Origin of the sequence: Thalassospira sp. CH_XMU1420-2 (assembly GCF_037029325.1) — a bacterium.
In the GTDB taxonomy this organism is placed as follows: Bacteria; Pseudomonadota; Alphaproteobacteria; order Rhodospirillales; family Thalassospiraceae; genus Thalassospira; species Thalassospira povalilytica.
The window spans coordinates 430213-455031 of record NZ_JAYMEG010000002.1; the positions used below are offsets into that span (position 1 = coordinate 430213).

Annotated in this window: 22 protein-coding genes and 1 pseudogene; 10 read left to right on the plus strand and 13 right to left on the minus strand. The window is 55.4% G+C overall.

The window, feature by feature from the left end; genetic code table 11:
* The first annotated feature begins 170 nt into the window (after window positions 1-170).
* Complete coding sequence (locus WA429_RS06770; RefSeq protein ID WP_068518029.1) at window positions 171-908, plus strand: TerC family protein; 738 nt, start codon at window positions 171-173, stop codon at window positions 906-908.
* Complete coding sequence (locus WA429_RS06775; RefSeq protein WP_114114010.1) at window positions 905-1384, plus strand: YbaK/EbsC family protein; 480 nt, start codon at window positions 905-907, stop codon at window positions 1382-1384. Before WA429_RS06770 ends, WA429_RS06775 begins: the two co-directional genes overlap by 4 nt.
* 235 nt (window positions 1385-1619) lie before the next feature.
* Here WA429_RS06775 and WA429_RS06780 read toward each other — a convergent pair whose 3' ends face one another.
* Together WA429_RS06780 and fliI are read right to left on the minus strand one after the other, a co-directional pair.
* Window positions 1620-2048: a flagellar FliJ family protein gene (locus WA429_RS06780; protein WP_287466602.1), complete on the minus strand. Its 429-nt coding sequence runs from the start codon at window positions 2046-2048 to the stop codon at window positions 1620-1622.
* 79 nt (window positions 2049-2127) lie between these two features.
* Window positions 2128-3711 (minus strand): flagellar protein export ATPase FliI, encoded by a 1584-nt coding sequence (gene fliI / locus WA429_RS06785; protein WP_101248091.1) that lies wholly within the window; start codon window positions 3709-3711, stop codon window positions 2128-2130.
* Between the two features lie 404 nt (window positions 3712-4115).
* Between fliI and ctrA the strand changes: the two genes are divergently transcribed.
* On the plus strand, window positions 4116-4811 hold the full coding sequence (ctrA, locus tag WA429_RS06790) for a response regulator transcription factor CtrA (RefSeq protein ID WP_068518026.1): 696 nt from the start codon (window positions 4116-4118) through the stop codon (window positions 4809-4811).
* A 100-nt stretch (window positions 4812-4911) separates the two neighbouring features.
* Here the strand turns inward: ctrA and WA429_RS06795 are convergent, their stop codons facing one another.
* The 7 genes and pseudogenes from WA429_RS06795 to WA429_RS06830 all read right to left on the minus strand — a co-directional run bounded on the left by WA429_RS06795 (window position 4912) and on the right by WA429_RS06830 (window position 13256).
* On the minus strand, window positions 4912-5559 hold the full coding sequence (locus WA429_RS06795; protein ID WP_068518030.1) for a methyltransferase family protein: 648 nt from the start codon (window positions 5557-5559) through the stop codon (window positions 4912-4914).
* A gap of 668 nt (window positions 5560-6227) precedes the next feature.
* A pseudogene (locus WA429_RS06800) lies at window positions 6228-7037 on the minus strand (CheR family methyltransferase); the annotation flags it as partial.
* A 9-nt stretch (window positions 7038-7046) separates the two neighbouring features.
* Window positions 7047-8774: a chemotaxis protein CheB gene (locus WA429_RS21435; RefSeq protein WP_443082677.1), complete on the minus strand. Its 1728-nt coding sequence runs from the start codon at window positions 8772-8774 to the stop codon at window positions 7047-7049.
* A gap of 74 nt (window positions 8775-8848) precedes the next feature.
* A complete protein-coding gene (locus WA429_RS06815) occupies window positions 8849-9214 on the minus strand; it encodes a response regulator (RefSeq protein WP_068517188.1) in 366 nt (121 codons plus the stop codon).
* A gap of 86 nt (window positions 9215-9300) precedes the next feature.
* A complete protein-coding gene (locus WA429_RS06820; protein WP_068517189.1) occupies window positions 9301-9807 on the minus strand; it encodes a chemotaxis protein CheW in 507 nt (168 codons plus the stop codon).
* A 15-nt stretch (window positions 9808-9822) separates the two neighbouring features.
* Window positions 9823-12507, minus strand: a complete 2685-nt coding sequence (locus WA429_RS06825; RefSeq protein ID WP_068517190.1) for a hybrid sensor histidine kinase/response regulator — start codon at window positions 12505-12507, stop codon at window positions 9823-9825.
* Between the two features lie 143 nt (window positions 12508-12650).
* Complete coding sequence (locus WA429_RS06830) at window positions 12651-13256, minus strand: histidine phosphotransferase family protein (RefSeq protein WP_101248095.1); 606 nt, start codon at window positions 13254-13256, stop codon at window positions 12651-12653.
* A 556-nt stretch (window positions 13257-13812) separates the two neighbouring features.
* On the opposite strand from WA429_RS06830, the gene WA429_RS06835 reads away from it, so the two are divergent.
* From WA429_RS06835 to moaA, 3 genes are all read left to right on the plus strand, one after another.
* Window positions 13813-13998 (plus strand): DUF3553 domain-containing protein, encoded by a 186-nt coding sequence (locus WA429_RS06835; protein WP_068517193.1) that lies wholly within the window; start codon window positions 13813-13815, stop codon window positions 13996-13998.
* A gap of 202 nt (window positions 13999-14200) precedes the next feature.
* Window positions 14201-15016 (plus strand): hypothetical protein, encoded by an 816-nt coding sequence (locus tag WA429_RS06840; RefSeq protein ID WP_068517194.1) that lies wholly within the window; start codon window positions 14201-14203, stop codon window positions 15014-15016.
* A 233-nt stretch (window positions 15017-15249) separates the two neighbouring features.
* The gene (gene moaA / locus WA429_RS06845) at window positions 15250-16248 is read left to right on the plus strand and encodes a GTP 3',8-cyclase MoaA (RefSeq protein ID WP_068517195.1); all 999 of its coding nucleotides are present in this window, start codon (window positions 15250-15252) and stop codon (window positions 16246-16248) included.
* A 64-nt stretch (window positions 16249-16312) separates the two neighbouring features.
* Here moaA and WA429_RS06850 read toward each other — a convergent pair whose 3' ends face one another.
* Window positions 16313-17347 (minus strand): hypothetical protein, encoded by a 1035-nt coding sequence (locus tag WA429_RS06850; protein ID WP_287466601.1) that lies wholly within the window; start codon window positions 17345-17347, stop codon window positions 16313-16315.
* Between the two features lie 398 nt (window positions 17348-17745).
* Window positions 17746-18240 (minus strand): glyoxalase superfamily protein, encoded by a 495-nt coding sequence (locus WA429_RS06855; RefSeq protein ID WP_068517197.1) that lies wholly within the window; start codon window positions 18238-18240, stop codon window positions 17746-17748.
* 308 nt (window positions 18241-18548) lie between these two features.
* Between WA429_RS06855 and WA429_RS06860 the strand changes: the two genes are divergently transcribed.
* The 4 genes from WA429_RS06860 to WA429_RS06875 all read left to right on the plus strand — a co-directional run bounded on the left by WA429_RS06860 (window position 18549) and on the right by WA429_RS06875 (window position 22697).
* Window positions 18549-18782 carry a BolA family protein gene (locus WA429_RS06860; protein WP_068517198.1) on the plus strand — a complete coding sequence of 78 codons (234 nt, stop codon included), beginning with the start codon at window positions 18549-18551 and terminating at the stop codon, window positions 18780-18782.
* A gap of 169 nt (window positions 18783-18951) precedes the next feature.
* Window positions 18952-19860, plus strand: a complete 909-nt coding sequence (gene rarD / locus WA429_RS06865; protein ID WP_287466600.1) for an EamA family transporter RarD — start codon at window positions 18952-18954, stop codon at window positions 19858-19860.
* 93 nt (window positions 19861-19953) lie between these two features.
* Entirely contained in the window at window positions 19954-20289 is a 336-nt protein-coding gene (gene grxD, locus WA429_RS06870) for a Grx4 family monothiol glutaredoxin (protein WP_068517200.1), read from the plus strand.
* A 293-nt stretch (window positions 20290-20582) separates the two neighbouring features.
* The gene (locus tag WA429_RS06875; protein WP_287466599.1) at window positions 20583-22697 is read left to right on the plus strand and encodes a mechanosensitive ion channel family protein; all 2115 of its coding nucleotides are present in this window, start codon (window positions 20583-20585) and stop codon (window positions 22695-22697) included.
* A gap of 196 nt (window positions 22698-22893) precedes the next feature.
* Here WA429_RS06875 and rpsD read toward each other — a convergent pair whose 3' ends face one another.
* Window positions 22894-23511, minus strand: a complete 618-nt coding sequence (gene rpsD, locus WA429_RS06880) for a 30S ribosomal protein S4 (protein ID WP_068517202.1) — start codon at window positions 23509-23511, stop codon at window positions 22894-22896.
* A 295-nt stretch (window positions 23512-23806) separates the two neighbouring features.
* Window positions 23807-24589 (minus strand): RNA methyltransferase, encoded by a 783-nt coding sequence (locus WA429_RS06885; protein ID WP_101248100.1) that lies wholly within the window; start codon window positions 24587-24589, stop codon window positions 23807-23809.
* Window positions 24590-24819: the final 230 nt, after the last annotated feature.

A 24819-nucleotide genomic window follows, 5' to 3' on the forward strand; every position in this document is an offset into this window, starting at 1 on the left:
CATACCCCATTTTGATATGGGCATGACCATGGTTAGCCGTTTGATTTTAGTGTTGGCATTTTTTAAGCCCGCCTTGGGTAAAATCAATTCACGCTTGCGTTAGAACACGATGAGCCACACCTTATCTGCGGTCAATTTTTGTCTGTGCTGCCTGTTACGGGGTTTTGATGATGTTTGAATGGATGAGCGACCCGCACATGTGGATGGGTCTTGCCACCCTGACCGCGCTGGAAATCGTTCTCGGGATCGACAATATCGTTTTTCTGTCAGTGATCGTTTCCAAACTGCCCCCGAACCAGCAGGCATCGGCACGCCGGGTCGGGTTGCTGGCGGCGATGGGCATGCGGCTTGGACTTCTGGCCGGGATCGCCTGGGTCATGCAATTGACCGCCCCGCTGTTTTCCGCCTTTGGTCAGGAAATCAGCGGACGTGACCTGATCCTGATCATTGGCGGGCTGTTTCTGATTGCCAAGGCATCCAAGGAAATTCATCACACCATTGACGAACCCGAAGAACACGGGCCGGGCAAAATCATGTCGGGCTTTGCCATGACCATCGTGCAGATCATGCTGCTTGATATGATTTTCTCGCTCGACAGCGTGATTACCGCTGTCGGTCTGGTTGATCACATCTCGATCATGGTGATCGCCGTCATCCTGTCGGTTCTGGTGATGCTGGCCGCGGCCAAGACCATTGGCGACTTTGTTGAAAAGCATCCGTCGGTCAAAATGTTAGCGCTATCATTCCTTATTCTTGTCGGGTTTGTACTGTTGCTTGACGGTGTCGAAATTCACGTCCCCAAAGGATACATCTATTTCGCGATGGTCTTCAGCCTTTCGGTCGAGACGCTTAATCTTCTCAACCGCAAACGCAAACTGAACCGTCGCGCACAAGAGACAGGCCAATGAAAAAAGTTTCTCCGCCGCAATGTCTGCAAAATGCGTTTGATGCCAACAATCTTGGTCATATTGACGTATTCGAATTCCCCGATGGCACCCGATCCGCGGCCGACGCGGCAAATGCCATCGGCTGTGACATCAGTGATATCGGGAAATCACTGGTCTTCATGACCGAAGCCGGCAAACCGGTCCTGATCATCATGAACGGGGCCGATCAGGTTGACCTGAACAAGGTCGCAAGCCTGATCGGACTTTCGATCCGCAAGGCCGATGCCAATGAAGTTCGCGAACATACGGGTTACGCCATTGGCGGTGTCCCGCCCTTTGGTCATGCCCATCCGGTTGAAACCCTGATTGATGCCAAATTGCTGGCAAAGAAGACCATCTGGCTTGCTGCGGGCACACCCAAAACGGTCTTTGCCCTGACCCCGGATGAATTGCGCAACGTTACCGGCATTGAAACCGGGGTCACGATTGCCGCGTGATCCACGGACGGTATTTGCAAGAAAGCATATGCAGGTTTTTTCAAACCCGCCTGATCGTCACCTGACCGCTTTGATATTGTTTGGCTTTGGGTGGGTCGGATGTTTTCCTTGCCCACCAGTCAAGGAACGCGGTCTCAATGCCGTGTGCTTTGCGTTTCGTTCCTTGTCAAAGCGCGTTCGCCAAGACACCGACAAAATCGTTTCAGGCGCATCAGCCCGGGCCTTAGATCAGGCGTTAAATCAGGCCATCATCGCGGGTTGCCGAACGGGTGCCGATTTCATCAAGTTCGTCCTGTTCTTTCTTTTCTTCTTCTGCGCGTTCGGCTTCGACCCGATTGCGTTCGGCGATCTCGGCTGTTTTCAGTTCCTTGAAGGCATCGGCAACTTCATCGCGAAAGGCATCGATCTTTTCTTCCTGCTGGGCGATCATTTTTGAAATTGCTTCGCGCTCGGCAATCACCGCATTAGCAAACCCGCCATAGGCAAATCCGGCCAGTTCGGGATTTTCCGCCGCAATCCGTTGTTCGTTGATCACTGCCTGTTCAAGTGCTTCTTTCTCGGCTTCCAGTTTGCCAAGAACACCCAGCATTTCACCAAGTTCACGCTGCTTGTCATCAAGCGCCCATTTGCGCATGCGCACCAGTGTTTTGAAATCCTTGGCCATGGATTATTTCCTGCTGTTCAGGCTGCTCATACGACCCGGACGGCCACGCCTGTCATGTGGCATCCCCATCATCGGCGCACTAGCCTTCTTTTTTGTCGCGGCGCAGGGCGCGTTTGGCATCATTGAGTTCGCGTTCACTGCCAGCGCGCGATCGGCTGTTGACCTTTGGCCCGCGATTGATTTTCGGACCGATCGACGGCGGCGGTGCCGGGGCGGGTGCGGGCATTTCATCGGGGATGCCGTGTGGCGCACCGCCAGCCTGGGCGTTTTGTTGTGCGGCCTGCGCCTGTTGGGACTGGCGCCCCTTGGCGATACGGGGGTCTTCGGGTTCTTCGGCCAGAAGATCCAGACGACGGGCCAGTTCGACATATCCTTCATTCAGGCGCGTGCATTCTGTTTTGCGCTGTTTCAGGAATTCCTCGATCAGCGGGAAATAGTGGATCGCCTCGTCAACTTTGGGATCGGTCCCCTGGCGATAGGCGCCGAGCCGGATCAGCTCGGCCATATCTTCGTAGGTTGCCAGCAGTTGGCGGGCACGCGCCACGATCTGGTTTTCTTCCTCGCTGTTGCAGCCGGGCATGGTACGCGACACGCTGCGCAGAATATTGATCGCCGGATAGCGCCCCTGTTCGGCAATCGATCGATCCAGCACCACGTGCCCGTCAAGAATGCCACGCACCGCATCGGAAATCGGTTCGTTATGATCATCGCCGTCAACAAGAACGGTAAACAGGCCGGTAATCGATCCCTGCCCCGGGCCACCGGGGCCGGCACGTTCCAAAAGACGCGGCAATTCGGCAAACACGGTTGGCGTATAGCCCTTTGATGCGGGCGGTTCGCCAACCGAAAGGCTGATTTCGCGCTGGGCCATGGCAAAACGGGTCACGGAATCCATCATGCACAGAACATCACGCCCGACATCGCGGAAATATTCCGATATCGCCATGGTCATATAGGCCGCCTGTCGACGCATAAGCGGTGGTTCATCCGATGTCGCCACCACGACCACGGACCGGCGCAGGCCTTCTTCGCCCAGATCGTCTTCGATGAATTCGCGCGCTTCGCGGCCACGTTCCCCGATCAGCCCGACCACCGACACATCCGATGTCGTATGGCGTGTCATCATCGACAAAAGACTGGATTTACCGACACCGGACCCGGCAAAGATGCCCATACGTTGCCCGCGGCAACAGGTCAGAAACGTATTCATCGCCCGGATGCCAAGATCGATCTTGCCCGCGACACGCTGTCGCGAATGGGCCGATGGCGGCATGTTGCGGATCGGATAGGCCTTGTTGCCCTCAGACAGCGGACCTTTGCCGTCCACCGGCTCGCCAAAGGCATTGACCACCCGCCCCAGCCAGCTTTCATCGGGATAGACCTGTGGTTGGGTATCCCCCAGTTCGACTTCGCAGCCGATCCCGATCCCGTCAAGGATGCCAAACGGCATCAAAAGCGCGCGTTCATTGCGGAAACCGACGACTTCGCAAATCACCGCCTTGCCGTCGCGTCGCTTCACCTTGCAGCGGTCGCCAACCGACAGAGCCCCTTCGACACCGCCGATCTCGACCAGAAGGCCGAGCACCGCGGTTACGCGCCCGACAACCCGGTAATCGGGAATGCGTCTGAGTTCTGCGATGATGTTGCGACCAATCTGAAACACGCCCCGGACCTTCTCAGCCAGCAGTTGATTTCAATTTTTTCCAAGCAGGCGAATTTGATCCCCGAACATGACATGGGGGTGGCAAATCGCGCCGCGTCGTACCAAATATATTGGCATAATCGATGTTAAAAAGCTGTGTAGACAGCAAATCGCAAATTTTTTTGTTTGCGCGCCCCATGACGGTTAACGCCGCAAACCGTTGGGAAAACTCGCATTCCGGCCCCGAGTCGCTTCTTGTGATGAAAAAAAGTTAACGAGATGCGACTCGCCTGCTTGCCACGAGTCGCAAAGCAACGTATCGTTAACGGAATGGGAAAAAATTTCCCACCGACAAACGTTGGGGCGCTTGTCAAATATCCGGATTAACACGGACTTATTGCGGAACACGGTAACGGAGCAGAAACATGCGGGTGCTGCTTGTTGAGGATGACAACACCTATGCTGATAGCATCGAACTGATGCTTAAGTCGGAAGGCATGGTGATTGACACAACCGACCTTGGGGAAGATGGTCTCGAGATCGGCAAGCTGTATGATTACGATATTATTCTTCTGGACCTGATGCTGCCAGATATTGACGGCTATGAGGTTCTCAGACGTTTGCGCGACGCACGCGTCGACACGCCGGTCCTGATCCTGTCGGGTCTGACCGAAACCGAAGACAAGGTCAAAGGCCTTGGCTTTGGCGCTGATGACTATCTCACCAAGCCGTTCGACAAGGTCGAATTGCTGGCACGCATCCAGGCGATCGTCCGTCGCTCGCGTGGGCATGCCCAGTCGATGATTTCGACGGGCAAACTCAACGTCAACCTTGATGCTCGCACCGTCGATGTCGACGGATCGCCGCTGCATCTGACCGGCAAGGAATATGGCATCCTTGAATTGCTGTCGCTGCGCAAAGGCACGACACTGACCAAGGAAATGTTCCTCAACCACCTTTATGGCGGTATGGACGAGCCGGAACTCAAGATTATTGACGTCTTTGTCTGCAAACTGCGCAAGAAAATCCAGTCGGCAACCAAAGGCGACAACTACATTCATACGGTTTGGGGCCGGGGCTATGTCCTGCGCGATCCCGATACCAACAGTGCTGCGGCCTGATATCTGACCTTTCCTGTCCAAGCGCCCGGAAACGTCACAGCAGTGCTCGTTACACAAAACGCCCCGGTTCTGCACCGGGGCGTTTTGCATTTGCCACCTGTCAGGGCAAATGCACAAGGGGATGAACAATCCCGCTGACCTGCAACCAGTCAAAAAACTCGAACAACGGCACGGCCAGGAAAAAGGCCAGCCCGTCGCGCAAGGTCCGCCACAGAAGCTTCGGACGCACTTCGATGGCGTCCATATCCCTCCATGCCGAAAAACGCGGGCCAAACCGGGGAACCCGGGCCTGATAGCGTTCGAATTGCGGACCGAACAGCTGCGCCAGGGCCCGTTCCTCGCGCAGGATGACCGGCAGGAAGACCGCAACCGCACCCAGAACAAAGATGGCCGAAATCACAAGGCTTCCGGTTTGCGCACCGACACCGGCTGCACCGATAAAGCTGAAGACATAAAGCGGATTGCGGCTGATGGAATAGGGGCCACGATCGGTAAGCTGCTGTGCCTTGCGCCCGCCGATATAAAGCGTACACCAGGCGCGGCCGAAAATCGCCACCGCGATCAGGCCAATCCCCCCCAGCTCGATCCCCTCGTGAAGCGACATCTGAACTTTGGCAACAGACTGGATCAGCGGCAATGTACCAAGCAACACCAGCGCAAGCGCCGCAATAACCAGCTTGCGGCGGCGCTGCAAAACAGTCAGCGCCTGACGCGGGGCTGCGACGGTCTCGGTCAATTGTGGGATCATATTCATTCCCGACGTTTCGGTTTAACGGAAACAGTCGGGGTCACACCGGCTGCCGACTACTTTTTGTCGTCCGGTTTGCCAAAACGTGATCGATCAAAGGTCGTGGACGGGCGTGTCGTTCCGGAAGAACCGCTTGTATTCCCGGTGCCTGTCGTCGGCCTTGATGTCGTGCCACTGCTACCTGTGCCGGTACCAAGCGGCCGGCGATAGGTCGAACCGGTGGTACCGGTCGTTCCTGTTGTCCCCGGACGGGTTGTCGAACCAGTACCAGTCGAACCTGACGGTTTGCTGAACGAACTACCTGTGGTGCCGGTCGGACGCGTGGTCGACCCGGCCCCGCCCAGCGGACGCGGCGTTGTCCCGGTGGTGCCACCTGTCGTGCCGGTGGACCCGGTCGTTCCGGTCGTGCCAGGACGCGTCGTGCTGCCAAGCCCGGACGTTCCGGTTGCAGAGATCGGCCGAATGCCGGTTGTTCCAGTGGTCCCGGTTGTCCCCGGACGTGCCGGGGTCGTCCCCGCACCAGGTGTTCCGGTGGTCCCGGCGCCGGTTTGCATATGTTTCGGTTTAGGGAAGGCAAAGCCCCCTGCCGCAGCCCCGCCGGCCGCAGCAGCCGCGGCACCGCCTGCCTGCACCTTTTCAAGTGCGGTCAGATCAACATCCGGCGCACCGGGACGGTTCAGCTGGTAAATACCGCGCTGACGGGCAAGCGGCTTGAATTTATCGGAAATGCCAAGAACCGTTTCCGCCCCGCCAAGGAACAGGAAGCCGTCATCAGGCATCAATGCCGACACACGCGCCAGCACATCGCTTTTGGTCGGCTGATCAAAATAGATCAGCACGTTACGGCAATAAACCACGTCAAACTGGCCGAGCGGACGGAAGTCCTCAAGAAGGTTGAACTCCTTGTATTGAACCTTTGACCGGATTTCCGAGGAAATCTGCCACTGGTCTTCCTTTTTCTGGAAATACTTGACCAGAAGCCCGATCGGAAGGCCCCTTTGGACTTCGAACTGGGAATAAAGCCCGGCCCGGGCCTTTGCCAGAATTTCACGCGAAATATCGGTGCCGATGATTTCAACTCGCCAGCCAGACAGCTGGGTTTTGAATTCATCAAGGATCATCGCCAGCGAATAGGGTTCCTGACCCGATGACGCCGCCGCACACCAGATACGCAGGTGGCGCTTGGACGCGCGCTCCTTGATCATGTGCGGCAAAACGACATGACGGAACTGGTCAAACGGCTTGGTATCGCGGAAGAAGAAACTTTCATTGGTCGTCATCGCATCGACGACCTCTTCGACCAGATTGCGGTCACCGCCACGCAATGCGCCGATCAGTTCGCCCAGATCCTTAAGGCCACGCTTGCGCGCAATCGGCATCAGCCGGCTTTCGAGCAGATAAGTCTTGTCCTCGCTCAGAACGAGCCCGGACTTGGACTTTATCAGTCTGCTTACGAAATCGAAGTCTTCCGGCTTCATCATTGTGGGTTAACGACCCCCCGCAAATTTTTTGATATAGGCCGCAATTCCGCCAACCGGCAGAACAGCAGAACAAATGCCCGCATGCGCAGCAGCACCAGGCATCCCCCATACAACACTGCTTTGTTCGTCCTGCGCAACGACCATGCCCCCGGCATTCACAACGTCACGGCCTCCCAGCATACCATCCTGTCCCATTCCGGTCAGTATCGCGGTTAGAATATTTCCACCATAACTTGCCACCAGACTGCGCAACATCGGATCGACAGACGGGCGACAGAAGTTCTCTGGCGGGTTCTGATTAAGCATAAGATGCCGCGAACCGCCACGTCCTTCTACTGTCATGTGGTAATCGCCGGGCGCAAGATAAACCTGTCCCCCCACAATCGGCATGTTGTTCTTGCCTTCCTGACACTTCAACCCGGTCAGACGGGTGATATGTTCGGCGAGAATTGTGGTGAAAGTTGCAGGCATATGCTGGGTAATAAAAATCGGCTGACGCACGCCATTGAGGCCGCGCAAAACTTCAAACAATGCCTGGGGGCCACCGGTCGAACTGCCGATCGCGATGGCTTCGACATTGACCCGCTTTTCCGGCAACAGCGAAATCGCCCCGCGTGACGCCTGTCGACGGACCGGTGCCGGTGCGGAACCACCCCGTGCAGTTTTCGCACGGGCTGCTTTCGCGCCTTCCGGGGCATTGCCCGCCGCCCGTTTGGGGGCGGCAACGGTTCTTGCCGCCGCCGCAGTCGGCGAACTGCGTGTTGACGTTTGTGCCGCTGATTTGTGACCGCCCCCCGCGGCAATCGCCGCATCACGGATCAAACGCCCCGGATCACGGGCCGGGGTCTGCGGGCGGGTCGGCATCGGATTGGCTGCCGCCGCACTGCGTGCGGTGCGCGGGGCCTCGGTCGCGTTGCTGTCTGCTGCGGCCTGGGACGGCGGCGCAGACTGGCTTTGCGCGGCCGGGCTTGGTTGTGGCTGGGCCGGACGCATCTGGACCTGTTGCGGACGCGGATGCTGTTGCATCGGACGCGGGCGCAATTCGGCAGTAAATCTTTTGCGCTGGATCCGGCCAGGCTTATGGAGCTGCTGATGTTCGATCGACATTTCAGCACGGAAGGTCGTTGACTTTCCGTCCTGATCGCCGCCATCGCCGTCACCATCGTGTTCAGGCTCCGGTGCGGCTTCTGGCGCGGTCTCAACCGCTGTCTGTGCGGCCGCGTCCTGCGCAAGCTCTTCCTCGTCCTCAAGCTGGGCCTCGGCAGCAGCAGCGGCAGCTGCCGCCTGCTCGACTTCCAGCATCTTGCGACGCTGTTCGGCCCATGCCTTGACCTTGTCCAGAAGCTCGGCCCGGAAGCCTGCCCCGACATTGAGGTCCTTGGACGAACTTGGTTTGGGAATGTAATCCACCGCCCCAAGGGTCATGGCCTGGAAGCTGATATCGGCGTTTCGCTTGGTCAGGGTAGAGGCCATGATCACCCGAACGGTCGGATCGATTTCCAACAGTTTGGGCAAGGCGGTCAGGCCATCCATGACCGGCATTTCGATATCCAGAACAATGACTTCGACGCCACCCTGTTCCATTACCGATAATGCTTCTTCGCCATTATTGACCGATCCGACGACGTCAATATCGCTGTCTTCGGTCATCATGCGTGTCACAAGTCCGCGCACGATGGCGGAATCATCCACGATCAGAACTTTATATGGCGAATGGATAGGCGTGTCTTCCACGTAGCAGCGTCCCCGCTTGAGTCACGAGATCAATTTCAAAGTCCCGGCATGGCACAGAATCTGTGCCACCCGGACTAGATCAGGCCGACCTGTTCGAACTTCGCCTGAATGATCTCGCTGTCGAACGGTTTCATAATGTATTCGTTCGCACCAGCTGTGATTGCTTCCTGGATATGTTCCAGGTCGTTTTCCGTTGTACAGAAGACGACGACTGGCTCATCTCCTCCCGGAGTTGCGCGCAGGTCACGCAGGAAATCGATCCCGCTTTTGACCGGCATGTTCCAATCAAGCAGAACTGCATCAGGCATGGATTCGAGACATTTGTCCAATGCCTCCTGTCCATCCACCGCCTCTACGACCGCAAACCCGATTTCTTCGAGGATACGGCGCGCCACCATTCGGATGACTTTCGAATCATCGACGACGAGACAACTCTTCATCGACTTCCTTCTCGTTTCTTTAGGTCGTTAAGCCACTAACGGCAGAATACCGGGCGCATTGCGCGCCCGACATATCAAGATATCGGTTACCCAGCCTGCTTGATCGATGAGGTAAAATCAAGCAGACGCGTAACGTCCAGAATAACCAGAAGTTTTTTATCCAGACGGAAAATACCGTCGGAAAATTCACGCCAACGCGGATCAAGCGTTGCCGGATTCTGCTCGAACGCCTTCTTGGGAACGCTAAGAACCTCGCCCACCTGATCAACCATCAGGCTGTAAAGTTCACCACCCTGATCGACGACGATGCTCATACCCGGATCATCGTCATCCTTGTCACGCAAACCAAGACGTTTGCGAACATCAATCGCCGTCACAATACGCCCGCGCAGGTTAAGCGACCCTGCGACTTCGGGCGGAGACAGCGGAATACGGGTGATACGCTGCGGACCAAGAACGTCCTGAACCGTCAGAACCGGAATACCGAAAAGCTGTTTGCCGATATTCGCGGTGACGAAATCCTGGCTATCACCGCCAAGATCCAGTGCGCCGCCTCTATCGTGGCTCGGGACGAGTGCGTTACTATCGCTCATTGGACTTTCTCCCGATTAAACGTTGCTCAAGGTCTGGACCAAGGTCGAGACAAGGGCATCACGATCAAACTTCGCGACATAGTCGCTGAAACCTACCTGACGGCCGCGTTCGAAGTCTTCTTCGCTGGTGTGCGAAGACAGGGCAATGATTGGAACTTCGCCCCACAGCTCGTCATTCTGAAGCGCCTCGGCGAATTCAAAGCCGTTCATGCCCGGCATTTCGATATCGCTGATGATCGCATCAAACAACTGGCCACGGTTCTTGAGTTCCATCGCCTGTTCGGCGGTCTCGACTGCCGTTACCCGGAAACCTGCAACCGACAGCATCGGTGTCAGCAGGTTGCGGAAGAACGGGCTGTCATCGATCAGAAGAACACGCTTCTTCTCGCCACCATTGTCTTCGGTCCCGAACCAGTCACTGAAGGCCAGTTCAAGATAGTAACCGGCATCAATCAGGTCGGTCGCCTTGCCGTCGATCACGGCCGAGCCAACCAGCCCGTCCTGATCTGCGGTCAATTCAACATTAAGCACGTCATCGACAATGTCGACGATCTCGTCAACCACAAGGCCCATGGTCCGTTCGCGATCCTGGAAGACCAGGGTCGGTTGGCGGCCTTCGGCCTTCATCTGATAACTGCCGTCAATAAAGACCAGCGGCATCAGTTTGCCACGATACTGAACCAGCGGACGTCCGTTGGAATGTTCGATATTCTCGACATCAATTTCTTCAAGACGGGCAACAAGAGCCAGCGGAACCGCACGGACTTCGCTGCCACCGGCACGGAACACCAGCATCGAGGTGGTTTCGCGATCGGACGCGTCGGTTTTGGCCTTGCCTTCAACACCTTGCGAACCACCAACGGTGATTTCACCTGTACGGGTCGCGATGCCGTTCGGATCAAGGATCATGATCACGCTACCGTCACCCAGGATCGTGTTCCCCGAGAACAGCGACAGATCACGCAGGATCGGTGCAACCGGTTTGACAACGATTTCCTCGGTGTCGAAGACGCGGTCAACGATGATACCGAACGAATAGGTCCCGACCTGGGCCACAACGATGAATGCTTCTTCATCGACACCCTCGTCGGTGGCCTCCTTGGTATCGAGACCGAGGATTTTCTTCAGCGTCACCAGCGGCAACAGACGGTTACGCAACCGCAGGACCGGGGTGTCGTGAATGCGTTCGATCGAATGTTCGGAATTGTTCGATGCACGAACAAGTTCCAGAACGCTGATCTGCGGAATGGCAAAGCGTTCGCCGCCACTTTCGACAATCAGGGCCGACACGATGGCCAGGGTCAGCGGGATCTTGATGATAAAGGTCGAACCACGGCCTTCGACCGATTTCAGTTCAACCGTACCACCGATCTTTTCGATGTTGGTACGCACAACGTCCATACCCACACCACGACCGGAGACCGAGGTCACTTTTTCCGCTGTCGAGAAACCGGCCTTGAAAATGAACTGCTGGATCTGCTGATCAGCCATCCCTTCCAGTTCGCTTTCGGTGGTCAGGCCGTTGGCAATTGCCTTGGCCTTGATGCGTTCAAGGTTCAGACCGCGACCGTCATCGGAAATCTCGATGATGATGTGACCGCCTTCGTGATACGCATTAAGGGTAACCGTACCGGTTTCGGGCTTGCCGGCGTCACGACGGCCCGGAATATCTTCCAGACCATGGTCGGCAGAGTTACGCACCATGTGGGTCAGCGGATCCTTGATCAGTTCAAGAACCTGGCGATCCAGTTCGGTGTCGGCACCGATCATCTGAAGATCGATCTTCTTGTTCATTTCAAGGGCAAGGTCGCGAACAATACGCGGCAGCTTCGCCCAAGCGTTGCCGATCGGCTGCATACGGGTCTTCATCACGCCTTCCTGAAGGTCGGTCGTAATGTGCGACAGGCGCTGCAACGGAACGGTGAATTCACTGTCATCCTTGCCGCGAACCATCTGCAACAGCTGGTTACGGGTCAGGACCAGCTCGGAAACCAGCGTCATCAGGTTTTCAAGCAGCTCGACATTCACGCGAATGGTCTGGGCTGCAACCGAGCTTTCCTTGGCTTCGCCGCGCGGGGCTTCTGCCTTTTGCTCGGCCGGTTTCTTGGCCGGTGCGACTTCCTTGGATTTTGCAGCAGCAGGCGGTGCTGCGGCCGGTGCCGGGGTTTCCGGTTCGGAGGAAGTGGCAAATTCGGGATCAACTTCTGCGGCATCGAATGCCGCCTGAAGCGCGTCGCTATCAACAGCGCCGCCTTCTGAAACTTCTTCGATCGGCGGTTCTTCGACCGGTGCGGCTGCGGGTGCAGCGCCGCCCATCATCGTGCCGGTATCGGCAAAATGATTGAGACGTGCAATCAACTCGGCGTCATTGCCATCCGGCTCTGCCTCGTTCTGCTCAAGCTCGCCCAGCAGATATTTGATGGTGTCGATGGATTCAAGAACCAGCGTCACGGCTTCCGGTGTGACCACCAGTTCACCGTCGCGGATCTTGCCCAGAACGTTTTCGCCGGCATGCGCGACCGCTTCGAGGCGCGGCAGGCCAAGGAATCCACACGTCCCTTTGATGGTATGCACCAAACGGAAGATGTTAGACAGAATGTCCGGATCATTCGGGTTCTGCTCGAGCTTCACCAGCTCAACGTCAAGCGTCGAGAGACTTTCCGAAGTCTCGGTCAGAAATTCACTTAATAGATCGTCCATATACCCCCTCCAAATCTCCGGCAAAGCTAGATTTACCGGAACCGGAACTCCCATTTAACACGCGCATGGCGAGAAACGTATGTTACATCGGTTACTTACGTAGAAGCTACCACACGTTATTACCAGACCCACAGGTCAATTTTTTATCCATAGATCAATGCAATATTTGCATCCTGTTGCAAGACCGAAAGCGCCCCGCCCGTCCGATTGGCCAGATTTCTCACGAAGAATCCGTGCACTGTGCGTGGATCAAGTGCATCTGCCGACACGTCTTTTTCCAACACCTCCATGACTTCCGGACGGAATGCGGCACGTTTGCCTTCTGCCAGAACGGTCGTGCGACCGGATTCGTGCGAAACAGTGATCGTCCCCCCAAATGGCAGAGCCTCGCGGGCGAGCATCACCATATTCAATACGACTCGTCCATGAGCTGGATCAATCGGAAGATCCGGCCAGTCCAGGCTGACCTTGCCTTCGGCTTCATAGGTCTGGCGCGCAGCATCGCGCATGGACTTGGTGTCCACGCTGTTGCCCGCCCGGCCAAAGGCCAGCCGGAACAGTTGCAGACGGCGGGCCGCTTCAAGGCCGCTTTTGCGCATCAGCGCAAGCGCCTCGTCATCGGCAACACCGTCTTCGCCCATCAGTTCCGCCCCGGCATTGACGGCCCCGACCGGACCGACAAGATCATGACAAATGCGCGAACTGATCAACTCGATCAGCGTCATTTCAAGGGCGATGTCCTGAACCATTACGCGGGTTCTCCAAGGTATTTCTATTTATTCTTCAAAGCATCACATCCCCAAACATGATGCCCGGTCTCTGTCCCCCGCCCGATTTTATCACCGGTGGCGTTCCGTGACGGGACGACGAAATATCGCGCCCTCAAAGCGGGTCTCTGATGCCCAAGATTGACCGTGATATGTTAAGAGCTTATTTAGCCAGAACGAAATTTAGACCCGACCCATCGCGATTTTGCCATTCCGGCCATCGACAGGGCAAAGAAGCCTGCACCGATCGCAACCAATCCCCCATTCGGTAAAACCGGTTTGACTTCTGATCGAACCGACGCCTTGATGACGGTGGTATTTGAAAAATGCCGGTCGCATTCTGGCGATTGATCCCGACCACAGAAAACACCTGCACCGGCCCGTCCGGATGTCTGGTGACAGACCGCCACCCGACCCGGCAATTTTTGCCGACCGACGGCCGGAACACGAACCGGATCGGGTTTTGCAATCTGTGAAATTGTGGATCGGCGGCGTTTGACCTATATGTAAACAAGATACACTGAACACAGAGCACCCCATGGATTTCTTGCTGACACCGGGCACCATCGTTCGCCACCCCAACCAGCCCGATTGGGGTCTGGGCCGCATTCAGGCTGTCGATGGTGACAGAATCGCCGTCAATTTCGAGGAAGCCGGTCGCCAGATCATCCGGCCCCGCCATGTCGTGCTTGAGATTGTCGAGGCCGCGGTCGGTTACGAATAAGGGGTCGTTTCCCCCGCTCGCGCCCGATCAGGGGGATCACAGACCGGTTTGACCCACGTCTGGCTGTCCTTGGCACACGATTTGCTGACATCAATTTATTAATAAATTCGGCGTATGCAGAATCAGGGCCGCATGGATTCCATCCCCGCCGATGGATCTGCCTGATCATGCACAACCGTCATAATCAAGGTCTGGACACTTCATGATTGCAGCCAACAAACCACCCCAAGACACCTTCAAGCAGCGCCACCATGTCGCCGCCTTTACGGTACTGGAACAATTTACCCAGGGGCTGATCCATTACGCGCGCAACCACGGTGGTTCGATTTCCGAAGAACAGATCATCAAGGCCATCGACGGCATCCGCGAAAAGGAAGACCTGTTTGACGCGGCCTGGGCCGTGCTTGAAAGCGATCTCGAAGCCATCAAGGCCCGCGAACATGCCGCCGTCCGCCACGATCCGTTCGGGCGTTTGCTGGTATCGCGCTTTGACCACCTTCTGGAAGGCAATGCCGCAGGCAGCATCGAAGACGGCGCACTGTCGCGTGAAATCCTGCAACCGTTCTTCAAGGTCATCCGCATGATGGTCGGCATGGACATGCTTCAGGAAATCGACCGCGAAATTCACGAAATCATCGAAGCCCATGCCGAAGACGAGGACGAGCTGCGCAACCCCGCCGAATATTGGGATCATCTGGCCAAGGAACCGGCGGTCAAGCTGCGCATCAATCTGGTATTTGCGCGCATGGCGCTGCATTTCCGTGAATATGAACGCCGCAAGAAATGGCTGCTGCAACTGGTCAATGACAATCTGCCATCGGGTGAAGTGCACTGGTCCTTTACCGAGGCCCATTGTGTGCGCCTGCTCGATGCCCTGTTCAGTGACGTGCGCGAAATCCTGACCGTTCCGCAACATTCGGCCGAACTGGTCGCCAAAATGGGCAGTGAAGATGTCGCAACCCTGCGCGAAGTCATGAAGTCAATCGACGCCGACGTCGCCGCCCACGCCAACAGCTGACCGGCGCACACCAACCGCCAAGCATTTACCCGACGGTTACCCGGTAAACAGCAATAGTCAAAGCCGCATGGTCGATATCGTCGGGTATCGCCTGCGGCTTTTTGTTTTCATCTGACGGAAAGGTGATGTGCCGCGATCTAAACAGGCTGGTCAAAACCCGGTCTGCTGTGCCACAGTCACCTTGCAAGAAACAACGCCCCGCGACAACCACGACACTGTTTCAAATCAACGCCATGACCAAACCACTGATCGACAAATATGGCCGGCATGTCTCCTACCTGCGCGTTTCGGTAACCGATCGCTGCGATTTCCGCTGCACCTATTGCATGGCGGAAAACATGACCTTCCTGCCAAAGGCCGAAGTTCTCAGCCTTGAAGAACTTGATCAGCTCTGCACGGCCTTCATCAATCGCGGTGTGCGCAAATTGCGCCTGACCGGGGGGGAGCCGCTGGTGCGTCGTGGCATCATGGATCTGATTTCCGATCTGTCGCGGCATCTTAAAACCGGCGCGCTTGATGAACTGACCATGACCACCAATGGCAGCCAGCTTGCCACCTATGCCGATGATCTGGCGCGGCTTGGCGTCAAACGCCTCAATATCTCGCTCGACAGTCTCGATTCCCGGAAATTCACCGAAATCACCCGTCGCGGCCGCCTTGAACAGGTTCTGGCCGGGCTGGAAGCCGCCAAGGCCGCCGGCATCAGCATCAAGATCAATACGGTCGCCCTTCGCAACTTTAACGAAGATGAAATGTCGCGTCTGGTGTCATGGTGCGGGAAAGAAGGCTTTGATCTTTGCCTGATCGAAACCATGCCGCTGGGTGATATTGACGGTGATCGCACCGATCAGTATTTGCCACTGACCGTGGTGCGTGAGCGCCTGGAACAGGAATTCACCCTGATCCCGTCCGACCATGTCACCCCCGGCCCGGCCCGCTATACCACGGTGGCCGAAACCGGCGGACGTCTGGGCTTCATCACCCCGCTTACCCATAATTTCTGCGAAGGCTGCAACCGCGTGCGCGTAACCTGCACCGGCACGCTTTATATGTGCCTGGGCCAGGAAGACCATGTTGACCTGCGCGCCGCCCTTCGTACCGGCGATCCGCGTTCGCTTGATCAGATGCTTGATGCCGCCATGGACCTCAAACCCAAAGGCCATGACTTCGTCATCGACCGCAAAGGCCAGAAACCGGCCGTTGGTCGTCATATGAGCATGACGGGTGGATAACTACTCGAGGGCATTTTCAAGCGAAGACCTAAACTAGTAGTCCTAGCCACTAGTTCATTGATTGTTAGTCAAACAGGTCATCTTGATCTTTGCGTGCGTGGCGAAACTCTCCAACTATTCTTTCTAGTTGCTCCCCATCCAATGGTTTAGATAAAACCTCTCCATTGAACTCGAGAACTTTTAGTACGCGAACTGCCTTTCGGCGTCGATTCTCCTCGTTAAATGCCCATTGCACTTTCATGTTGTTGATAACTTGAGCCTGAAGATGTTCAGAAGAGGCCAAATCCCAAAAGGCTTCATCATCAATACTGAAGAAAATTGAATGCCCGTTTTCGTCCCGTGATTTCCATAACCTGCTTTTGTCGAACCTGTCCCAATTAGGTGAAGTCGCCTTTACGTAAGTAACTTCGACGACCCAATCGTCAGACGAATTATCATCTTCTTTAGGGGGTAATTCAGTGATGTACTTTGGAAAGTCTTTTCTAGTTATATTGAATCCCTCAGAGCTATCGAATGAGATTCCTTGGATGCGTTTGTCTTTGTAACAAGCAGAGTAGAACTGATTTTTGGCTTCGTAAGCAGCACGAAATTTTCTGTTGGAGAACCCTAAGGCACGGAGTTCATTATACTCTTTCTCAAGGAACCTCCTAATCAGCTCTGACAGGACGATGGCAGTGATCTCGCGCTGTAGTTCAGAGTTCTCTGGGACAAGTTCCTCAACTGAGATTTCATCTACTTCAAGATCATCCTCAGTTCTCCCAATTCTAGCTCGAAGTTTTTGACCTGCAACCTCGGCCCAGTAAGCTGGCTCCTGCCCCGTCAAACCTTTGATAAAGGACTTTCCTATATCGGTTTGCATCACTGCCCAAGTAGCCGCAACTGAGCTTGCAACAATGCCGATTAACGTAAGGAATGAACCCTGCTTGGGCGGCACCACAAACAATTCTAACTTAGCTGAATTGTCTAGGATCTCTTCGTTAAAAGTCTCTACGATCTTCTGGGCACTAAGTGCCGTCTCCACGAAGTCTTTAAGTGGCAGCCTGTGCTGATCGACATCAAAATGAATAGGCAGAACGTCCCCAGACTCATGAAATACCATTGAGACTCCAATCTACGCTTTCTCAGCACACAAACTAATTTAATAAAGATAATGCTTATCAAGCATTCCTGATTCATCTCAGCGTGTCAAAACCTTAGCGTGATAAAGATTCAAAAATAACACGCTATGATTATGCGCGAACTGTCTTGCCGCATTCGAGGTCAAATCATTCACATGCCGATGGAGTCAGCCTGTAGAGGAAGTTTAATAGAGAGCGATTGCACCGCACACATTTGCCGAACCTCAATATTGATAAGTTCGTTTGGGCAGGGTTGGTGCTGTGAAGAGCTTGTTCTGCATGGTTAGGCCACCGAAAATGCCGAATAGTAAAACATATACTCCGGCAACTTTTGGAAGCTGCCGGAGCGTTTCGTCATTTATCGTTTCGATAAACCGGGTCACTGGCCGTCTTGATCACGCAAAAGCAGATCAATCGAAAGCCCCGGTCCGGCCATACCGTTGGTCAGGACCGGTTCGCAATGTTCGTTGATCCGGGCCGCAATGCGTTGGCGAAAACCGGTGAAGCGTTTGGATTCCACCACATCAACCGGTTCGTCAAGATGCACCTCGACCCGGAACACGCCCGGTGTCGGGGTCGCGGTCACAGACCGGATCAGGCCGGTCACCGCATGACCAAGGTATGATCCGGCAAAGCGTTTGCCGATCCCAAGATCGGAAACATTGGTCGGGATATTGCGACGTGCCATGGCAACTGCGGTGTTCCAGTCACGAAAGCCGTGGCTTTGGGCGAGAAGTTCAAGCGACCCGGCATGTGATATCGCAACATCACGCGCAGCCAGGGCCTTGCGCAGGCGTTTTGCCTGTGCCTTGAAGCTTTCGGTCGGGTCGGTTTCGATATCCGCACGACCGATATTCAGACTGTTTGAAGTCATTTTCGTCTCCACACAGGAGGCCGGGTGTCCGCATTGCCGGGCCGTACCCTGATCGGGAAACGGGTCCGAAAGATTTCAAAGCACCACTTTACCAAAGGATCAACCTTGCGGACGGCAGGTGTGGGCAACCCAGGGCAGGCTAATTACCCCAATATCGGGCGCAAGACAAGCCTGCGCGCAACTTTGCGAGATGTTTGGGCAGTGCTGTTGCGCAGAAATTGACAGCCCCCGGGACAACAACATATACCAGAGAAAACAGGTTTTACCGGGCCCGTCCGGGCACCGGTCCATTATAAGGAATAAACGCCATGGCCATGGAAGCCTATGAAATCGAAAGCATGATCAAGGAAGCTCTTCCTGATGCTGAAGTCCGGATCGAAGATCTGCGCGGTGATGGCGATCACTATGCTGCAATTGTGGTGTCCGAACAGTTCCGCGGCAAAACCCGCGTGGTTCAGCACCAGATGGTCTATTCCGCGCTGAAAGGCAAAATGGGCGGTGATCTTCATGCCCTTGCCCTTCAGACCTCTGCACCGGAATAAGTCCTGCGATTGCCCTGATTACCAGACGCGCAAGCCACCCTTTGATGCGCGATGATGATTTTTTCGGGCGCCGACCAACCATCGGCGCCCGATCCCGTCAAGACCGGATTTGCCACCACCCGACGACATCCGGCATGACCAGCCCCATTAACTGACCACGGCTCATCAAATGTCATCACAAGATAAGCCGGCCCTGATCGGTGCCGGACCGCTCGCCGGACTTGGTGCCTTTACCATCTGGGGCATTTTCGGGCTGTATTTCAAAATGGTATCCTTTGCGGTGCCGCTTGAAATCCTGTCGCACCGGATCATCTGGTCGGCGGTTTTGACATTTGCGATGATCTTTGCCCTTGGCCGGCGCAAGCAACTCTGGGTGCTGATTTCATCGGCCAAGACGATTGGCCTTCTGTTTCTGAGCAGTCTTCTGGTGGCGGGCAACTGGGTGATTTACATCTGGGCGGTCAATACCGGCAATGCGCTTGAAGCAAGCCTTGGCTATTACATCATGCCGCTGATCATGCTGATCCTGGCGCGCATTTTCTTTGCCGAAAAGCTTAACCGCGTTCAAATCCTGTCCGTGGGTATTTGCGCACTCGGGGTTTTGAACCTTCTGGTTTCCTATGGGCATCTGCCCTGGATCGCGCTTAGCCTGTCGTCGTTGTTCGGGTTTTATGGCGTGATCCGCAAATTTGTTCCAGCCGATCCGATTGCCGGACTTTTCGTCGAATGCGCGCTGATCACACCGATTGCCCTTGGTTACATGTTCTGGCTTGCCGCACAGGGTGAAATGGCATTTGGCCATACCGGCATGACCAATGATCTGTTGTTTATCGGACTTGGGGTCTGCACCACCATTCCGCTGGTTCTGTTTGCCTATGCCGCGCGCAATATGAAGTTTTCCGTGCTTGGTCTGATGCAGTATCTTAACCCGACCCTGCAATTCATTGTCGCGGTTCTGGTATTTGGCGAAACCTTTACCAGCGCGCATATGGTGACCTATGGGCTGGTGTGGTTCGGACTTGGCATTTTCACGTGGGATAACCTGCGCACTGTGCGCAAAAACCGCCGCAACAGTTGACAGAACCACAGGTTCCAGCCATATCTTCGGCCATAAAAGTTTAACCCGTTTTTCGCGGCCGAGAGATCGCCGCCCAAGCCAAGGACAATCATTATGACCGACAATCCGGTTTTCGATCGCATCCAGAAGGACATTGACGATAACGATATCGTTCTGTTCATGAAGGGTACTGCAATGTTCCCGCAGTGCGGTTTCTCTGCTGCTGTGGTTCAGGTCATGGCTGAACTCGGTGTTCAGTTCAAGGACGTGAACGTTCTGGTCGACCCGGCAATCCGTCAGGGCATCAAGGACTTCTCCAACTGGCCGACCATTCCGCAGCTTTACGTCAAGGGCGAGTTCCTTGGTGGCTGTGACATCGTCCGTGAGATGTTTGCATCGGGCGAACTGGCCCAGCATCTTAAAGACAAGGGCGTTGCCGTCGCTGCCTAAGGCGCGCCCCCCCCCCGACATCAAACGCGCTGTGCGATGATCGCCAGCGCGTTTTTTGTGCCTGCGATCCATCCGGACATATCCCGGGCACATCTTTTGCGTTCATTACATGCACCCTCGCAAAACTATTTCTTGATGCTTGGCGCACTCTCCCCCATCCTTGACGGATGCTATTCTTCGCGCAACAGGGGAAGTGACCGGGGATGAAAGCAGCAATCAAATCAATAGCATGTCTTTTGCTATTTTCCAGCTTGGCTTGGATTGCCAATCCACCGGCCCCCGCACAGGCACAAATGGCTGCAATTGACGCCATCAGCGGATCGGACGATGCCCAAGCCCCGGCTTCAGATGCCACAACCAGTGGCGCACCCGACACCGTAGTTGCCGAAACGTTTAGCTATTATGCCTTCCTTGACGAAGGCATTAACCGCACCCAGGCCCATATCGACGCGACCCTGCGCGGGCTTGAAGCGTTTCCGCATGAAGTTGCCGCCACCCTTGATCTGATATCATCGGATGTCGGCAAGACCGGATTGATGTGGATTGCCCTGTTTACCGCGATATTTGTTGGTGTGGGCATTGTTGCCGAAGTGATATATCGCCGTTTTTCGGCATCGATATGCGCCTATCTTGAACGTCAATCCCCGCAAAAGTTTTCCGACCGACTCAAACAGATGGCGGCACTTTGTGTTTTGTCGCTGCTGTCACTTGGTGTGTTTGCCATTGGGTCGGTGGGCACGTTCCTGATATTTGATTGGCCTCCGATCATGAAGGCCGCAATCCTGTCGTTGCTGACAGCATTCTTCCTGCTGCGCATCATCATGATTGTCCTGCAATTCCTGTTCGCGCCCAAGGCTGACGGCCTGCGCATGATCAATGTCGATCCGCAAACCGCAAGCGCCCTGACCGGAAGCCTGGCCTGGGCGGCGGGGATTTCGCTGTTTTCATTTGGCATTGCCGGGGTTTTCAGTGCCGCCCCCACCATGGTTCAGGGCGATATCATCCTGTTTGACCATGCCGTGGTGATTTCGGTGATTTCGTTTTGTGTTGCCACCTGGTGGCTGGGCCGGTTCTTTGCCCGCCATCAGTCCGGCGACGGGATCGAAAAGATCGCCCTTCCGACTTCGATTGCGCGGCTTTGGCCGGTGATTGTTTCGGCCTGGATCATCCTGATGGGCGGGGCTGCGATCATTGGTGCGGAACGCATTCTCAAGGCGCTGATCGCGATCGGGCTTGCCTGTGTGTTTGATGTGGTATTTCGCAACATCATCGAAGGCCAGCACCGCATCAAGGTCAAAACAGCCCAACAGGAAGCAGACGCCCAAAACGCCATCGCACAGGCCGCGGCCCTTGAAAACGATGCCGAATTCGAACCGGTCGCCCCCAAACTTCCGGTCTTTACCAAGGTTCTCAAACGCGGGGTAAGGTTGCTTGCCCTTGTGTTTGTTCTGGCCAGCATGTGGCGGATCTGGGGACTTGACCGGCTGGCCATGGCCGAGGATGCCGGCATCGTTGCCCGCGTCATTGATGCGTCGACCGAAATCATCATGATCCTGCTGATTGCCGATCTGATCTGGTCATTGATCAAGGCATTCCTTGACGAACGCATGAGCGCGTCAAACGCCGGACATGGCGGGGATGAAGGCGGCGGATCGGGGCTTTCGCGGGTTGAGACCCTGTTACCGTTGCTTAAAAACTTTGCCCTGACCGTGATTGTCATCATGGTGGCGATGGTAACCTTGTCATCGCTTGGCGTTGATATCGGGCCGCTGATTGCCGGTGCCGGTGTGGTCGGCCTTGCCCTTGGTTTTGGCAGTCAGGCGCTGGTGCGCGATGTGGTGGCCGGGGTTTTCTTCCTGCTTGATGATGCCTTCCGGCTTGGCGAATATATCGAAGTCGATAACCTGCGCGGGCGCGTTGAAAACATTTCAATCCGGTCCATGCAATTGCGCCACCATCGCGGCCCGCTTCAGACCATCCCGTTTGGCGAAATCAAATCCATCGTCAATCACAGCCGCGACTGGGTGATCGTCAAACTGGAATTCCGGGTGCCGTTTGATACCGATGTGAACAAGATCAAGAAACTGGTCAAAAAGCTGTCGGCGGAACTTTTGAATGATCCGCTGATCGGTGACAGCTTCATCGAACCGCTGAAATCCCAGGGCGTGCGCCGGATGGAAGAATTCAACATGGTGATCGGGCTGAAATACACCGCCAAACCCGGCGAACAATTCACCATCCGCAAAACCGTCTATCAAAGCGTGCTTGCGATGTTCAAGGAAAACGGCATCCAGATGGCATCGCGCAACGTCAAGGTCGACGTCCCCGCCGACGCAACGCCAGAACAGAAACAGGAAGCCGTTGCCGCGGCCGCCCAACAGGCGTCCGAGCAGCTCAACAAGCCATAGGCCACAAGAAAAGCCAAAAACAATAGACCGGCCCGCCCCGAAAAGCGGCCCCAAATACCAAAAGCCCCGATGCATGATCCGCATCGGGGGTTTTATGGTCGGTCAGCGGCAATTTTACCAACGATCCGGACAAACAAAAACGCCCGCTGTTTCCAGCGGGCGTCTTCGTATCGTTTCGTCGCGAAATCCGTAAGGATTAACGCGAGTAGAATTCGATGACCAGGTTCGGCTGCATCTGAACCGGGTACGGAATTTCTGCGAATTTCGGAACGCGAACGAAGGTACCTTTGAAGGCTTTCGCATCAACGTCGAGATATTCCGGAATGTCACGCTCTGCAAGGTTGGCAGCTTCGAGAACCATCGGGATTTCACGCGAAGCGGATTTCACTTCGACAACGTCACCTTCTTTAACAAGGTAGGACGGAATGGTTACTTTCTTGCCGTTGACAAGAATGTGGCCGTGGTTAACGAACTGACGTGCAGCGAACACGGTCGGAACGAATTTCATGCGGTAGATAACTGCGTCAAGACGCTGTTCGAGAATACCAACCAGATGCTCGGAGGTATCGCCCGGACGACGCGATGCTTCTTTGAAGTAACGCAGGAACTGTTTTTCGGAGATCGAACCGTAGTAGCCTTTGAGCTGCTGTTTAGCGAACAGCTGGGTACCATAGTCGGTCGGCTTCTTACGACGGGTTGCGCCATGCATGCCCGGTGCGTATTCGCGCTTGTTCAGCGGCGATTTTGCACGACCCCAAAGGTTAACGCCAAGGCGGCGGTCAATCTTATGCTTTGCAGCAATACGTTTCGACATTTTGTAACTCTCTTTTTTTTAAAGATCACTTATTGTCCCGATAGTTTCCAACCGCCCGAATAACGAACATGCGGAACGGGGACGAAAACACCTGTTTCGACCCACTTTCTCGGAAGTGAGGCGCAATATAGAGATGATTGATCAAGAGTCAAACATTAATCGCCGCACCGGACCTGCATGGAAGCCCTGCATTTCTGCGATCTTGGGCGATCCGTCCGATCAAATCGATCACACTGCCCGGTCCGACTGGGCCATATCGCGGCTAACCGTCTGGAAGATATCGGCTTTGGCCTGATCAATCCTTGGATTTGTATTTGCCACCGCGCATGGCAACAATCATCCCGCGCAGGGTTTGCACTTCCTGATGGGTCAGGTTGGCACGGTTGAAAATGTTGCGGATATTGCGCTGCATGTTCGGGCGCTTTTCCTCGACCCGGAAGAATCCCGATGCATCAAGCTCGGCCTCCAGATGCACAAACAGGCGCTCCATATCATCCTTGGTCGCCGGGAAGGTGTCATTCATCATCATCTGATAATCGGGCACATCGACACCGGCCTGCCACCATTCATAGCCGATCAGAAGAACTGCCTGCGCCAGATTAAGCGACGTGAAACCGGGATTAAGCGGCACGGTCACCACCGCATCGCCCATGGCGATATGTTCGTTACGAACGCCGGTCCGTTCCGGGCCGAACATCACACCGACCTTTTCACCGCGCGAAATCACATTGCGCATTTCCGGTGCCAGCCCCTTGGGGGTAAAGACCGGTTTGATCGCATCGCGCGTGCGTGCGGTTGTCACATAGACACGGTTCAGATCGGCAAGCGCATCTTCTTCGCGCTCGAACACCTTGGTGTTATCAATCACGATATCGGCACCCGATGCATTGGCCGTTGCCCGTTCATTGGGCCAGCCATCACGCGGGCGCACCAGACGCAGATCAACCAGACCGCAATTCAACATCGCACGCGCTGCCTTGCCGATATTATCGCCAAGCTGCGGTTCAATCAGAATGATTACGGGCGGGTTGGCAATGCCACCGGTTTCGGGTTTGGCACTCCCTACGGCGTCGCTCATCGGGTCAGATCTCCGGTCGTGATATGCGGGTTGGTGACGGATATTCCCGTCCATATTGGCGCTTACTTAGCAAAAGCCAACCGCTTGCGCCAGTCTCCTTAAGCCGGTCTTAATAAGACGATCTTATTAAGCCAATCGCCTGACACCCATCGCCTGACACCAGTTCACCAGCATCACGCCCCTTGCGACGCGGAGGCTGAACTTCCCAGCCCGGCCAAATCAAAACGGCC

Bases quoted from the DNA above. Each gene is read 5' to 3' on its own strand.
- ctrA (WP_068518026.1), top strand. From the start codon at position 4,116: ATGCGGGTGCTGCTTGTTGAGGATGACAACACCTATGCTGATAGCATC.
- WA429_RS06840 (WP_068517194.1), top strand. From the start codon at position 14,201: ATGATTGCAGCCAACAAACCACCCCAAGACACCTTCAAGCAGCGCCAC.
- WA429_RS06815 (WP_068517188.1), bottom strand. From the start codon at position 9,214: ATGAAGAGTTGTCTCGTCGTCGATGATTCGAAAGTCATCCGAATGGTG.
- rpsD (WP_068517202.1), bottom strand. From the start codon at position 23,511: ATGTCGAAACGTATTGCTGCAAAGCATAAGATTGACCGCCGCCTTGGC.
- rarD (WP_287466600.1), top strand. From the start codon at position 18,952: ATGTCATCACAAGATAAGCCGGCCCTGATCGGTGCCGGACCGCTCGCC.
- WA429_RS06835 (WP_068517193.1), top strand. From the start codon at position 13,813: ATGGATTTCTTGCTGACACCGGGCACCATCGTTCGCCACCCCAACCAG.
- WA429_RS06770 (WP_068518029.1), top strand. From the start codon at position 171: ATGTTTGAATGGATGAGCGACCCGCACATGTGGATGGGTCTTGCCACC.
- moaA (WP_068517195.1), top strand. From the start codon at position 15,250: ATGACCAAACCACTGATCGACAAATATGGCCGGCATGTCTCCTACCTG.
- WA429_RS06850 (WP_287466601.1), bottom strand. From the start codon at position 17,347: ATGGTATTTCATGAGTCTGGGGACGTTCTGCCTATTCATTTTGATGTC.
- WA429_RS06860 (WP_068517198.1), top strand. From the start codon at position 18,549: ATGGCCATGGAAGCCTATGAAATCGAAAGCATGATCAAGGAAGCTCTT.
- WA429_RS06795 (WP_068518030.1), bottom strand. From the start codon at position 5,559: ATGATCCCACAATTGACCGAGACCGTCGCAGCCCCGCGTCAGGCGCTG.
- WA429_RS06855 (WP_068517197.1), bottom strand. From the start codon at position 18,240: ATGACTTCAAACAGTCTGAATATCGGTCGTGCGGATATCGAAACCGAC.
- grxD (WP_068517200.1), top strand. From the start codon at position 19,954: ATGACCGACAATCCGGTTTTCGATCGCATCCAGAAGGACATTGACGAT.
- WA429_RS06830 (WP_101248095.1), bottom strand. From the start codon at position 13,256: ATGGTTCAGGACATCGCCCTTGAAATGACGCTGATCGAGTTGATCAGT.
- WA429_RS06885 (WP_101248100.1), bottom strand. From the start codon at position 24,589: ATGAGCGACGCCGTAGGGAGTGCCAAACCCGAAACCGGTGGCATTGCC.
- WA429_RS06780 (WP_287466602.1), bottom strand. From the start codon at position 2,048: ATGGCCAAGGATTTCAAAACACTGGTGCGCATGCGCAAATGGGCGCTT.
- WA429_RS06875 (WP_287466599.1), top strand. From the start codon at position 20,583: ATGGCTGCAATTGACGCCATCAGCGGATCGGACGATGCCCAAGCCCCG.
- WA429_RS06775 (WP_114114010.1), top strand. From the start codon at position 905: ATGAAAAAAGTTTCTCCGCCGCAATGTCTGCAAAATGCGTTTGATGCC.
- WA429_RS06820 (WP_068517189.1), bottom strand. From the start codon at position 9,807: ATGAGCGATAGTAACGCACTCGTCCCGAGCCACGATAGAGGCGGCGCA.
- WA429_RS06825 (WP_068517190.1), bottom strand. From the start codon at position 12,507: ATGGACGATCTATTAAGTGAATTTCTGACCGAGACTTCGGAAAGTCTC.